Source organism: Actinoplanes sp. NPDC049668 (assembly GCF_044465445.1).
Lineage (GTDB): Bacteria > Actinomycetota > Actinomycetes > Mycobacteriales > Micromonosporaceae > Actinoplanes.
The window spans coordinates 204,837-217,649 of sequence record NZ_JBITLR010000010.1; the positions used below are offsets into that span (position 1 = coordinate 204,837).

The following is a 12,813-nucleotide window of genomic DNA, read 5'->3' on the forward strand; positions in this document are numbered from 1 at the left end:
GTGGCGGGGTGCGGATTTGCGAAGATAAGCGGGTTTCTGCCGCGGCGCACGGCGGTTCTGCCGGTACTTCTGCCGGTTGTCTCGTGGGTCAGCCGACCGGCACGACGGGGCCGGTTGCCGGGCCGTGGTGGTCCTCCCCGGTGCTGCCCGCGGTCGCGCACGGGTTGACCGCGTCGCGGATGATCCGCAGGGAATCCAGCATCTGGTCGAGCTGTGCGGGCTCCAGCTGACCGATGAACCACTGCTGCACCAGCTCGAGGTGCCCGGGAAGGATCTCCTCGAGCCGGGTGATTCCGGCCGTGGTGATGACCGCGTAGGAGCTGCGGCGGTCGCTGGGGCAGGCCTCGCGGCGGATCAGGCCGCCACGTTCCATGCGGTCGACGACCCGGGTCACGCCGCTGGTGGACAGCGAGGTCTGGCCGGCGAGATCGGTCATGCGCAGGCGGTGCTGCGGCGAGCGGGCCAGGCGCATCAGCACCTCGAACTCGACCGGCGAGACCCGGTGCTGCTCGAACTGCACGGCGAAGCGGCTGGTCAGGCCCGTGAACGCCTCGGAGAAGAGGCCGACGGCGGTGAACCGGGGATCTTCGAAAGTGTTGCCCACGTCGCCATCCTACCAGCGACGCTTGACAGGGGGAATATTGCTGGGCATATAGTTGCTCCGTCAGACAACAACTTCCGGCACCAACCTTCGAGGGGAACCTGTCATGACCAACTCCGTCGCCACCACCCGCGAGTTCGAGGGTCTCCAGATCCCGGCCGCCGGCGTCTACGAGCTCGACGCCGCGCACAAGCGGGTCGGCTTCGTGGTGCGCCACCTGATGGTGAGCAAGGTGCGTGGCAACTTCGCCGAGGCCAGCGCCACCATCACGATCGGCGAGGACCCGCTGCAGACGTCCGTGGTCGCCTCCATCGCCACCGCGAGCGTGCAGACCGGCCAGGCCGACCGCGACAACCACCTGCGCACGGGCGACTTCTTCGAGGCGGAGAAGTACCCGACCATGGAGTTCCGCAGCACCGGCATCAAGTCGCACGAGGGCGCCGAGTTCGTCCTCGACGGCGAGCTCACCATCAAGGGCGTGACCCGGCCGGTCGAGCTGCTCGTCGAGTTCGAGGGCGCGGCGACCAGCCCCTACGGGCAGTCGGTGTTCGGCTTCAGCGCCACCACCGAGATCGACCGCGAGGACTGGGGTCTGACCTACAACATGGCCCTGGAGTCCGGCGGCGTCATGATCGGCAAGAAGGTCAAGATCGAGATCGAGGGCGAGGCCATCCTGCAGGCCTGACCGCTGACCGATTCACGGGAGCGCCGTCCATTCGGGCGGCGCTCCCGCCGTCTGTCCACCTTTGGTAGCGACATCGACCGGAGGGATGCGAAGGTAGACCCTGCGCTTCCGCGCGCTCACCCACAGCTGATCCGTGTCCGTTTCGTCCCTGGTCATGGTTACCGGGCCCACATAACGTGAGAGCATCACGCGAATGTGGCAGGAGGAACGATGGGTAAGGACCTCTCAGTGGTCGTCAGCGCCCAGGACGATCGGGTCCGCTATCGGCGAAAGGTGCGCCGCTGCCTGGACGTGCTGGCGGGCATGCTCGACGACTGCACGTTCGACACGGAGAGCCCGACCACAGGTCTCGAGATCGAGCTCAACCTGATGGACTCCGATGCCGAGCCCGCCATGTGCAACGCGGAGATCCTGGGCAACCTGGCCGATCCGCGGTTCCAGACGGAGCTGGGGCAGTTCAACCTCGAACTGAACGCGATACCCCGGCTGATCAGCGGAAACGGGTTCGCCGACTACGAGCGGGACATCGTCGACAGCCTGGCGCACGCCGAGGATCGGGCCGCGAAGTCGGGCTGCACGATGGTGCTCATCGGCTGCCTGCCCACCCTGCGGCCGGATCATCTGGTGCTGGCCAACCTCTCGGCGAACGAGCGCTACCGGGCGCTGAACGACCAGATCGCCGGCGCCCGCGGCGAGCAGTTCAGCGTCGACATCCGCGGGGTCGAGCGCCTGCAGACGTCGAACGACTCGATCGCGCCCGAGGCCGCGTGTACCAGCGTGCAGTTCCATCTGCGGGTGCCGCGGGACGAGTTCGCGGCCTACTGGAACGCCTCGCAGGCGGTGGCCGGCATTCAGGTGGCGGTGGGTGCGAACTCGCCGTACCTGCATGGCCGGCAGTTGTGGGCCGAGACCCGGATCGCCCTGTTCGAGCAGGCCACCGACACCAGGCCGGACGAGCTCAAGGCGCAGGGGGTACGGCCGAGGGTGTGGTTCGGCGAACGCTGGATCGACTCGGTGCTGGAGCTGTTCGAGGAGAACGTGCGGTACTTCCCGCCGCTGCTGCCGATCATCGACGACGAGGACCCGGTCGAGGTCATCCAGGCCGGTGGGGTGCCGATCCTCGGCGAGCTGCGGCTGCACAACGGCACCGTCTACCGCTGGAACCGGCCGGTGTACGACGTGATGAACGGGCGGCCGCACCTGCGGGTGGAGAACCGGGTGATGCCGGCCGGGCCGACGGTGATCGACATGCTCGCGAACGCGGCGTTCTACTTCGGCATGGCCTGGGAGTTGGCGGCCGAGGAGGACCCGATCTGGGCGCGGCTGCCGTTCGCCGTCGCCGAGGACAATTTCCACGCCGGCGCCCGGCGGGGGATCGAGGCGACCGTCGTCTGGCCGCGGGTCGGCGAGATCTCGGTGACCGATCTGGTGCTGGATGTGCTGCTGCCGAAGGCCTATGCCGGGCTCGATCGGCTCGGCGTCGATCCGGTCCAGCGGGACCGGCTGCTGGGAATCATCGAGGGCCGGTGTGTCAGCGGCCGCAACGGTGCCACCTGGCAGGCGTCCGCGGTCTGGTCGGCCGAGCATCGACGGGGATTGTCGCGGGACGCCGCGCTGCACGACATGTTGCTTCGGTACAGCTCACTACAGCGAACGAACTGTCCCGTTCACACCTGGCCGATCGACTAGGAGTTGCCGTCGCCGTCCGATCGGCGGCCGAAGCGGCGCAGGCCGCGCCGCTTGGGCTCCGCCGCGGTCGGTTCGTCGTCGACCCAGAGGGGACTGGCGGGCGCCGCGTTCGTGGCCGCGCCGCCGGGTTCGGCCTTCGCCGGGGCCGCCGAACCGGCCGGAGGTGCCGACTTGGCCGGGGCGGACTTGGTGGACTTCGCGGGGGTCTTCCCGCCGAGGGGCGTTTTATCGGAACTGGCGTCATCCGCCGGGACGGGCGTCGGATTGCCACCCGGCTTGGGCGGGCCGGACGCCCGCTTTGCCGTCCCGGGCGCAGATTCACCCGATCGAGGCGGATTGATCTTAGCTACCTGCGGGGCGGTGGGCGGCGGCGCGACCGTCGAGCGGTCGCCCGATCCGCCGGGCGTCGCCGCAGCGTCGGCGCGTCGACCACTCTCGGTGGCCGCCGCGGCGGGCCGGGCGACCGACGCATTCCCCCGCGGCGACGCCGGCTTGGTCACGCTGGGTGTCGCCGGGGCCTGCGGCGCGGCGGGCGCCGGCTTGGTCACGCTGGGTGTCGGCGCGGCGGGCGCCGGCTTACCGGATCCGGCCCGGCCCCGCTTCGTGCGGCCGGGCGCCGGTGCGCCGGTGGGCGTCTCCTGCGCGGTCGCCGGCGAACGCTGAGCCGGGGCGGCCGATGCCTGCGCGGCGGTCGGTGCCTTGGCCCGGCCCGTCACGACGCCGGGCTCGCCGGCACCGTCGCGGGCCGCGCTGCTGCGCCGCAACCGGCCCAGCAGCGAGGGCCGGGTGCGTCCCGCCGGCGCCGCGGGCGTGCTCGGGGCCGGCGCTTCCGCCCGGCCCGAGGACCGCGGCGTGGGCACCGCACGCTCCGGTTTGGAACCCGCGGCGGCGCCCGAGCCGATCGCGCGCGGCCCCACCGGACCGGGCGCCGGGCGGGCGGCCCGCCGGTTGGCGCGGCCCTGGCCGATGGCGACCGTGAGCGCCGAGCCGCCCAGGCCGGCGAGGACCGCGTAGGGCGCGATCAGATACGCCGACTCCATCGGACCGAGGGCGCCCGTGAGCTGCGGTGCCAGGACGAAGAAGGACGCCGCCACCAGCAGCGGGCCGACCGCGCCCGAGGTCGCCGCGCCGACGCCGAGGTCGCCGCGCAGGACCGCGGGCAGGGCGCCGATCACGCCGATGATCAGGGCGGCGAGCAGGCTCAGCAGGGCGCTCGGCCAGTAGATCGTGCCGAACCGGGCGTCGAGTGAATCCGGCGCGGCGAACTGCCAGCTCGACAGGTACGTCGCCGACGGCCGGTGCCAGGCGATCGAGACCACGACCGCCGCGGCCGCCAGCGACCAGAGCCAGGCCGCGGTGGCGATCAGGTTCGCCGCCACCGGCCTCGACGCGATCGCCCAGTAGGCGATCACCAGGCCGAGGAGCACGCCGGCGACCGCGTACCCGCCGGCGATCGTCTGGGGGGAGAACGTGTCCACGCGTACCGCGGACCGGGCCGGGAGCGCGATCAGCGCGACCGTCAGCAGTGCGCCGACCGCCGCCGAGGTCGCCAAGGCCAGGCGCCACGCCCCGCCGGTCGAGCGCCCGAGCCGCGCGGCGATGACCGCGCCGAACACCGTCGCGTTCGCCGCGATCCAGGTCGCCCAGCCGAGGCTGCCCAGCCAGACGCTGTCGTCGGCGGACGGGATGACCGGCCAGACGACCACGCCGAGGCCGTAGCCGAGGCCGAGTTGGGCGGCACCCGTACCCGCGGCCACCCCGGCCGCGGTTGCTACCTGCACTGTCCAGCCCTTCTCGGCCATGCCGGGCACTGTAGCCGTCGGTCACCATGCCTGCGAATCACAGAGGTGATGCCGCAAGATTGGCTAGGTTGGCGTCAGGCGGCGTGCAAGTGGAGAGGATCCTGCGATGTCCGACGACGAGGAGCCCCGCCGTCCTGACGAGACGAGCGAGTCTCATCCGTTCGCGGACGAGGGCGAAAGTCGTCCGAACGACGGTCCCCGAACGGGGGACGAGGACGCGGACCACACCGAACAACTGCCGCGCACGGCGCCGGACGAGGACGCCACGCAGGAGTCGCCGCAGGCTCCGCGGGGCGACACCACGTGGGAACTCCCCGCCACCGCCGACCCCGGTATGCCTACAGAGCGTTACGAGCGCAACACCGACGATACCTGGGCGGACGGCGCCGGCCCGGCCTGGTCCGGACGGGCCGGTGTGCGGCCGAGTTCCGGCTACGCGGACGACGACTGGGCCTCGGTGTCCGCGGGCGAGCCGGACGGGAAGTGGTGGATGCCGATTCTCGTCGGCATGATCGCTCTGCTGCTGCTCGGCCTGTTGGGCTGGGGGATCTACCTGATCGTGCAGTCCACCGGGGACGACGACGGCAACCCGCCGGCGGTGACACCCTCGGCCGCGCCGCCGCCGACCGCCGAGCCGACGACGGGGGCGCCGACCACCAGGCCGGCCACCACGGAGCCGACCCGTTCGGTAGCGCCGTCGCCGACGGACATCACGGTTCCGGCGCTGAAGGGGCTCTCGACCGATGAGGCGCGCGCCGCGCTGAACCGCAAGGGGCTGAGCTATCGCCTGCGGTTCGTGACCAGCGACTCTCCGCCGGGGACCGTGATCGACAGCGACCCGGCCGAGGGCCGGCAGGTGCCGGCGGACACGGTGATCGCGCTGATCATCGCGGCCGCGCCGACCACGCCGGCCACCCCGACGCAGGCGGAGACCACCAGCGGCGAGCCCACCGGTCAGCAGGACGAGGACTGAGCCCCGGGCTGCGGGTGAGTCCTCAGCGGTTGGCGCGCAGCGCGCGGGCCTGGATGGCCCCGGTGGTCATCCCCGGCTGGCGTCCGTTGCGGGCACGCGGATCCGGTGCCTTGCCGACCTGGCGCAGGCCGCCGACCTGCACGAAGATCGAGCGCCGCTCGACGGCGTCACCGGATGCGTTGAGCTCGTAGCCGTCCAGCCAGATCCAGCCCTCATAGGTCGGCCAGTCGTGCACCCGGATGACCCGGAAGAGCATTGGCGCCGCGAATTGGACACTCGCCGCCTTCGTCACGTGTATGACATCGCCGGACCGAGGTAGCACGTCATCTCCTGTCCTGAACCCAGTAGGGGCGAACATCAGTTTGCCGCATAGTGAACGCAGATGGTCCAGTGTGCCCGGCTCGTACATGTTTGCAAGGTTGCGACGATGCCATTCATCACAACGGTGCTGTAACGCCGTCGACGGCGTCGTCGGATGCGGCGGACTTTGGTCAAGTCCATCCAGGACATTCGACGGGAGCCGACCCCCGGTGAAGGCGTCGCTTTTGGTGTGGTGCGTCGGGCTTGGCGGCGCCGCTCAGCGCTCCTTCAAGAACACTAAGTGACGCACACCATACGGAAAGATTGCACCACGAGGTGGGTCGATGCAAGTTGCAGGTCAGCCGAAAGTGATCTAACGATCACTGTGGACACTTGAAGGATCAAGAGATCAACAGAGACACTGATCCCGACAAACACCGTACGGCGGACGCCGCGTAGTCGTTCCGTCGCACAGTGCCACGCAGTCCGGAGGTGAGCGTGAATCCGCGCCGCAGCCCCACTATCCGCCGCCGCCGACTCGGTGCCGAACTTCGTAGGTACCGCGACGAGGCCGGCGTGACGATCGACGTGGTGGCCGACCGTCTCGGCTGTTCGCCGTCCAAGGTGTCCAGGATCGAGACGGGTCATACGAGTGCCACGCCACGCGATGTCAAGGACATGTTGGACATTTACGGCATTAGCGGCGTCGCATCGGAAGAATTGGTACAAATTTCCCGGGAGGCGCGTCAAAAAGGTTGGTGGCACCCGTTCAGCACGGTGCTCACCGGCGCCTATGTCGGCCTGGAGGCCGCAGCCAAGTCGATCCGCGCGTACGAACAGCAGGTCATACCAGGTCTACTTCAGACCGATAAGTACGCGATTGCCATGATTAGGGCCGCCCGACTGGGTGACAGCGATCGAGAAATAGAGCAACGGGTACGAGTCCGAATGGCGCGCCAGGCGTTATTGATTCAGGACGATCCGATCGATCTTTGGGTGGTACTCGATGAAGCGGTGGTGAGTCGCCCCGTCGGTGGCGACGAGGTCATGCGAGATCAATTGCTCCGGTTGGTCGAGGCGACCCGGTTGCCCAACGTCACGCTCCAGATCCTGCCGTTCGCGGCGGGTGCCCACGCCGGCATGGATGGCACGTTCGCGATCCTGGACTTTCCGGATGCCGAAGATCCGGATGTGGTGTTCAGTGAGAACGCCACCGGTGGGCTCTTTCTGGAGAAGAGCGATGACCTCCGCAAGTACAACACCATCTTCGAGACCATCCGGGCGACGGCCCTCTCACCTGAGGAGTCCAGAAACATGATCGCTATGCTGGCAGAGGAGCCATTGTGGAAGTTGAGACCAAAGGTTTCCGGATCGATCTGAGCCGCGCGCAGTGGTTCAAGAGCACTCGCAGTGGCCCGAACTGTGACAACTGCGTCGAGGTGGCCTACGTGGACGGGGCCATCGCGGTCCGCGACTCGAAAAACCCGACAGGACCTGCGCTGATCTTCACCGCCGGCGAGTGGGACGCCTTCGTAGGAGGCGCCAAGGACGGCGAGTTCGACCTGTAGAGCACGACACACCTGGCCGCCCCCGCCGAGAGCGCGGGGGCGGCGGTCGCATTTCGCCCATTTTGTACCGTCGCCCCTCGGCGTCGGCCTCGTTGAACGCTCTAAGCGCGGACCGGACCGCGCTCCGAACCGTCGTCGGCCCGTACGGCTGACCGTCCCCCTCCAGTGACGGTGAGGGCAGGCCTTCGAAACGAGCGAGGCAAGGCGAAACAAGATGACGATTGGTTCCGACAACCTCAGCAACGGATCCTCCACCGCGCAGGATCGGTTCAGCGGCGGCGTGAGCGCGTACCGCCAGACCCGCCGGGAGGCGGCCCTGGCCGCCGAGAACGGCGACGGTGAGCTGATCTCGCGCGCCGGCACCGGCTCCAGCCTCTCCTCGGGCCTGCCGACCCGCACGCCGATCGAGCCGACCAGCGCGCTGGAGCGGGCGACGAAGCTGCCCTCGCTGGACCTGCAGGGCCTTACCGAGCCGGTGTTCGGGTCGGGTGGCTGGGTCGACGCCTCCGCTTCGCTGTCGATGGCCGACCACCCGCTGCTGCGCGGCCTGCTGCTCGAGCTGCCGGCCCGCGGCACGATGCCCGAGTCCGGCTGGCTGGACCGCTGGTTCGAGGCCGCCCGGTCGATCCTGGAGCTGCTCTACGTCCAGGAGGCCCGGCGCAAGTAGTAACGCGCCGCTCGGTCGGTCCTGGGACTGCTCTACGTCCGGGAGGCTCGGCGCGAGTAGTTACGCGCCGCTCGGTCGGTCCTGGGACTGCTCTACGTCCGGGAGGCTCGGCGCGAGTAGTTACGCGGCCCGCTCGGCGGGGACGGCCATGATCGCCGCATCGTGCTCCTCCGGCGGTGCGGCGTAGGTCTCGGCCGGTGTGGATGTGCGCATCGTCGGCAGGGCCCGCAGGCCGGCCCGGCCGATCGGCGCCAGGACGGCGACGTTGAGTCGGCTGTGCCGGATCGCGTGCCGGATGCCCAGGGCCAGGACGCCGACGCCGACCGCGGTGAGCGCGACCCCGGCCATGTCGGCGCCGGGCAGCTCCACGATCCCGGCGGCGATTGGCACGCCGGCCAGCGCGGCCAGGCCGGTGACCTGCAGCGGGGTGGCGACCAGCGGGTGGGCGGCCGCGGCGCGCAGGGCCGGCGGCGCCGGCGTCAGCGGGGCGGTGGCGAACGCGCCCGCGCCGCGCCGGACCTGGGTGACGCGGCGCGCGCTCACCAGAATCACGAACGCCGCCGGTACGGCGGGCAGCAGCACGGCGCCCGCCGCAGCGGAATCACCCGGCAGGGCGCCGGTCGCCATCGGTACGGCGATGAGCGCCGCGACGCCGCCACCGACCAGCATGGACAGCCCGCGGGCGCGACGGCGCAGCTCGCGGGCCGTGCGGACGCCGGGCAGCGTCTCGGCCAGGAGTCCGGCGGCGAGCCAGATCGCGGCGAGCAGACCGATCGGGATGAGGTCCGTTGCGGTGTTCACATCGACAGAATTCACCTGCCGCGCAAGGAACAGAACCGGGATATGCCCTGACCGGGTACCCGTAGGGGACGGTCAGCAACTCCACGTATTGGAACAATTACGCGGAGCGCTCACTCCAATGGGCGAAGTGGACAATGGCCCCTGTTACGACAGTGACGTGTGTCCTAGTGTCGGGTGCCAGATGCCCAGCGATGCATTTGCCGGGCGCGGACGGCTCGACCTGGGGAGGTCGGTCGGGGTCCCGGCGGCGACGCGGCGGACCCCGGCACCGCCGTCAGACCGCGAAACTCGTGACCGGCTCGGTGGCCGGCGCGGGCGGGGTCGCCTTCCACAGGCCGAGCCGCTGCGCCGCCAACCGCGACAGGTACGCCGGGTTCAGCAGGATGTAACGCCTCCAGAGCCGCTTCGGCTCCAGCCCGAGCCGCCACAGCCACTCGAGGGAGTACTTCTGCATCCACGCGGGCGGGTTCCGGAGCAGGCCCGCGTGGTAGTCGAACGCCGCACCGACGGCGAGCAGCGGCATGTCGAGCAGCGGGCGCATCGCGTACGTGAAGATCTCCTGGCGCGGGCAGCCAAGCCCGACCAGGACGATGCGCGCGCCCGACGCCTTGATCCGGTCCGCGATCCCGGCGTCCTCGCCCGGCTGGACGCTGCGGAACTTCGACGCCTCGACACCGGCGATCTTCAGCGCGGGGAACATCCGCTCCAGCGCCGGCACCAGCTTCTCCAGCGTCGGCTCAGTCGAGCCGTACAGGTAGACCGGCAGGCCCTCCGCGGCCGCCTGGCGCAGCACGCGCAGGGTGAGCTCGGGGCCGTACACCCGGTCGGTGAGGCCGGCCTTGTGTAGCAGGTTGAGCGCGCCGCGCACCGGCTGGCCGTCGGGGGTGACCAGGTCGAAGGAGTTGAGCCGGGCGTTGTGCGCCCGGTCCTGCACGCCGGTCATCACGCCGTGCACGGCCAGCGCGGTCACCGCGTAGGGCCGGCGCTCGCGCGCCGCCTCGATGATCTGCGCCGTCGCGGCCTCGTAGTCGATCGCGTCGACCAGGACGCCGAGAACGTTCCTCTTGCCCTGGGAGATCACGACTTCACTCCGCCCCTCTTTGGCATGTGCTCCTGGCCCTCGCTGCGCTCGGTGCAGTCGCTCATGCCGCTGGAACCCACTTGTCGACGTTCGCCTCGTAGATCTCCTGGAGGATCATCGGGACGTCGTAGACCTGCTTCCACTCCGGGTAGTCGGCCTGGAACGCGGCCATCGAGCCGATCCACCACTGGTGGTCGCCGATCCGGTTCTCGTCGACGTACTCGGTGACCATCTCGGTGCCGCTGATCTTCTCGGCCATCGCGAACGCCTCGAGGTTCGAACAGTTCGAGTGCCGGCCGCCGCCGAGGTTGTACACCGCCGCCGAGCGCGGGTTGCGGAAGAACGCCTCGAACGCGCTGAGCACGTCGTGGCTGTGGATGGCGTCGCGGACCTGCTTGCCCTTGTAGCCGAAGATCCGGTACAGCCGCCGCTCCATGTTGGCGCGCATCACGTACCCGAGGAAGCCGTGCAGCTCGGTCGCCGAGTGCGCCGGCCCGGTCAGCGTGCCACCCCGGAAGATCGCGGTCTTCATGCCGAAATAGCGCCCGTACTCCTGCGCCATCACGTCAGCCGCAACCTTCGACGCCCCGAACACCGAGTGCAGGCAGTGGTCGATCGACATGTCCTCGGTGATGCCGTCCGCATACGCGTGCGAGGGGTCGATCTCCCAACGGGTCTCCTGCTCGACCAGCGGAAGCCGGTTCGGCGTATCGCCGTACACCTTGTTGGTGGAGCAGTGGATGAACGCCGCGTCGATGCAGTACTCCCGCGTGTTCTGCAACATGTTGAGCGTGCCACCGGCGTTCACGTCGAAGTCGGTGAACGGATCACGCACGGCCCAGTCATGCGACGGCTGCGCCGCGGTGTGGATGACCACCGCGATCTCCGACCGGTACCGCTGAAAGATCTTCGCCAGCGAGTCCCGGTCCCGAATATCCACCCCGTGGTGCGAGTAGGCCGACCCGAGGTCACTGGTCAGCTGCTGCACGTTCCAGGCCGTCGAGGCCTCCGCGCCGAAGAACTCCTGCCGCATGTCGTTGTCGATCCCAACAACATCGAGGCCAAGCCCGGCAAAGTGCCGGACCGCCTCGGAGCCGATGAGACCACCCGATCCGGTTACCAGGGCGACGGCCACGAGGAACTCTCCAGAGGTCGGTTACGGAAAATCAGACGAGAGCATAACGCGCCCACGCTCACGCTCCGTTGTCACCCAATCGGACCCCCTCCCCCAACCACAAGCCCACCCCACCCCTCCATCCATCACCCTCCGCGCACCCAAAAGCCCACCACCCTGCCCGCCCCCACACCCCCGCCCGCCCACACCCTTCACCTCACGCACCGAACAGCGACCACCCCGAGGGCGCCGGGTGGGGTGAAGCGGGCGGCCTCCGCGAGGGCGCTGGGTGGGTGGAGCCGGTGGTCGCCCGGAGGCGCTGGGTGGGTGGAGCCGGTGGTCGCCCGGAGGTGCTGGGTGGGTGGAGCCGGCGGTCTCCGCGAGGGCGGTGGGTGGGTGGAGCCGGTGGTCGCCCGGAGGTGCTGGGTGGGTGGAGCCGGCGGTCTCCGCGAGGGCGGTGGGTGGGTGGAGCCGGTGGTCGCCGCGAGGGTGCTGGGTGGGTGGAGCCGGTGGTCGCCCGGAGGTGCTGGGTGGGTGGAGCCGGTGGATTCCGCGAGGGCGGTGGGTAGGTGAAGCGGGCGGTCGCCGCGAGGGTGGTGGGTGGGTGGAGCCGGTGGTCGCCGCGAGGGTGGTGGGTAGGTGAAGCGGGCGGTCTTCCGCGAGGGCGGTGGGTAGGTGAAGCGGGCGGTCGCCCCGGAGGTGCTGGGTAGGTGAAGCGGGCGGTCTTCCGCGAGGGGCGGTGGGTGGGTGAAGCGGGCGGTCGCCAGGAGGTGCTGGGTAGGTGAAGCGGGCGGTCGCCGCGAGGGTGGTGGGTAGGTGGAGCCGGTGGTCGCCGCGAGGGCGGTGGGTAGGTGAAGCGGGCGGTCGCCCCGGAGGTGCTGGGTAGGTGAAGCGGGCGGTCGCCGCGAGGGTGCTGGGTAGGTGGAGCCGGTGGTCGCCGCGAGGGCGGTGGGTAGGTGAAGCGGGCGGTCGCCCCGGAGGTGCTGGGTAGGTGAAGCGGGCGGTCTCCCCGAGGGCGCTGGGTGGGTGGAGCCGGTGGTCGCCGCGAGGGTGCTGGGTGGGTGAAGCGAGCGGTCTTCCCTAGAGGTGCTGGGTGGGTGGAGTGGGGCGGTCACCCGGGGCGCACGGATGCATGGAGCCGGGCGGTCGCGCCGAAAGGGTTTGCGTGGGGTTGGGCGGGTTGGGGTTGGGCCGGGTGGAGAGAGGCAGGGTGGGGGCTAAAGCCCCACATGCTGCTGCCCTTGGCTTTCACCGACACGACCAGCGCCCCACAACCGACACCACCCTCCGGGCGATCGGGCTGCGGGTGACCGACATGCTCCGGGTGCCCAGGCTGTGAGTGACCGGGCTGCGGGTGGTCGACACGCTGCGGGTGACCAGCGTGTGGGTGATCGACACGCTGCGCGAAAACATCTGTGGGTGACGACACGCTGCGGGTGACCGGGCTGCGGGTGGTCGACACGCTGCGGGTGACCAGCGTGTGGGTGATCGACACGCTGCGCGAAAACATCTGTGGGTGACGACACGCTGCG

The 12,813-nt window shown here is 70.0% G+C and carries 12 protein-coding genes; 6 read left to right on the forward strand and 6 right to left on the reverse strand.

Features of this window, described 5'->3' with window-relative positions; all coding sequences use genetic code 11:
* Positions 1–88: 88 nt before the first annotated feature.
* Positions 89–604, reverse strand: a complete 516-nt coding sequence (locus ACIBSW_RS36800; RefSeq protein WP_354722633.1) for a MarR family transcriptional regulator — start codon at positions 602–604, stop codon at positions 89–91.
* Between the two features lie 103 nt (positions 605–707).
* On the opposite strand from ACIBSW_RS36800, the gene ACIBSW_RS36805 reads away from it, so the two are divergent.
* Entirely contained in the window at positions 708–1,286 is a 579-nt protein-coding gene (locus tag ACIBSW_RS36805) for a YceI family protein (RefSeq protein ID WP_354722634.1), read from the forward strand.
* A 210-nt stretch (positions 1,287–1,496) separates the two neighbouring features.
* On the forward strand, positions 1,497–2,975 hold the full coding sequence (locus tag ACIBSW_RS36810) for a glutamate-cysteine ligase family protein (RefSeq protein ID WP_354722635.1): 1,479 nt from the start codon (positions 1,497–1,499) through the stop codon (positions 2,973–2,975).
* On the opposite strand, the gene ACIBSW_RS36815 is transcribed toward ACIBSW_RS36810, so the two are convergent.
* Positions 2,972–4,777, reverse strand: a complete 1,806-nt coding sequence (locus tag ACIBSW_RS36815) for a Hansenula MRAKII killer toxin-resistant protein 1 (protein WP_354722636.1) — start codon at positions 4,775–4,777, stop codon at positions 2,972–2,974. The two genes, ACIBSW_RS36810 and ACIBSW_RS36815, sit on opposite strands and share 4 nt — an antisense overlap.
* 106 nt (positions 4,778–4,883) lie before the next feature.
* On the opposite strand from ACIBSW_RS36815, the gene ACIBSW_RS36820 reads away from it, so the two are divergent.
* Positions 4,884–5,750, forward strand: coding sequence for a PASTA domain-containing protein (locus tag ACIBSW_RS36820; protein ID WP_354722637.1), 867 nt, complete (start codon positions 4,884–4,886; stop codon positions 5,748–5,750).
* A gap of 22 nt (positions 5,751–5,772) precedes the next feature.
* Here the strand turns inward: ACIBSW_RS36820 and ACIBSW_RS36825 are convergent, their stop codons facing one another.
* Positions 5,773–6,072, reverse strand: a complete 300-nt coding sequence (locus ACIBSW_RS36825; protein WP_184999328.1) for a hypothetical protein — start codon at positions 6,070–6,072, stop codon at positions 5,773–5,775.
* 476 nt (positions 6,073–6,548) lie between these two features.
* On the opposite strand from ACIBSW_RS36825, the gene ACIBSW_RS36830 reads away from it, so the two are divergent.
* The 3 genes from ACIBSW_RS36830 (at position 6,549) to ACIBSW_RS36840 (ending at position 8,285) form a co-directional block, all read left to right on the forward strand.
* Positions 6,549–7,430: a helix-turn-helix transcriptional regulator gene (locus tag ACIBSW_RS36830; RefSeq protein ID WP_354722646.1), complete on the forward strand. Its 882-nt coding sequence runs from the start codon at positions 6,549–6,551 to the stop codon at positions 7,428–7,430.
* Positions 7,394–7,618, forward strand: coding sequence for a DUF397 domain-containing protein (locus tag ACIBSW_RS36835; protein ID WP_354722638.1), 225 nt, complete (start codon positions 7,394–7,396; stop codon positions 7,616–7,618). The genes ACIBSW_RS36830 and ACIBSW_RS36835 overlap by 37 nt, the downstream gene beginning before the upstream one ends.
* 214 nt (positions 7,619–7,832) lie before the next feature.
* Complete coding sequence (locus ACIBSW_RS36840) at positions 7,833–8,285, forward strand: hypothetical protein (protein WP_354722639.1); 453 nt, start codon at positions 7,833–7,835, stop codon at positions 8,283–8,285.
* A gap of 120 nt (positions 8,286–8,405) precedes the next feature.
* Here the strand turns inward: ACIBSW_RS36840 and ACIBSW_RS36845 are convergent, their stop codons facing one another.
* From ACIBSW_RS36845 to ACIBSW_RS36855, 3 genes are all read right to left on the reverse strand, one after another.
* Positions 8,406–9,086, reverse strand: a complete 681-nt coding sequence (locus ACIBSW_RS36845) for a hypothetical protein (protein WP_354722640.1) — start codon at positions 9,084–9,086, stop codon at positions 8,406–8,408.
* 274 nt (positions 9,087–9,360) lie between these two features.
* The gene (locus tag ACIBSW_RS36850; protein ID WP_354722647.1) at positions 9,361–10,164 is read right to left on the reverse strand and encodes a WecB/TagA/CpsF family glycosyltransferase; all 804 of its coding nucleotides are present in this window, start codon (positions 10,162–10,164) and stop codon (positions 9,361–9,363) included.
* A gap of 64 nt (positions 10,165–10,228) precedes the next feature.
* Positions 10,229–11,302: an NAD-dependent epimerase/dehydratase family protein gene (locus ACIBSW_RS36855; RefSeq protein ID WP_354722641.1), complete on the reverse strand. Its 1,074-nt coding sequence runs from the start codon at positions 11,300–11,302 to the stop codon at positions 10,229–10,231.
* Between the last annotated feature and the right edge of the window lie 1,511 nt (positions 11,303–12,813).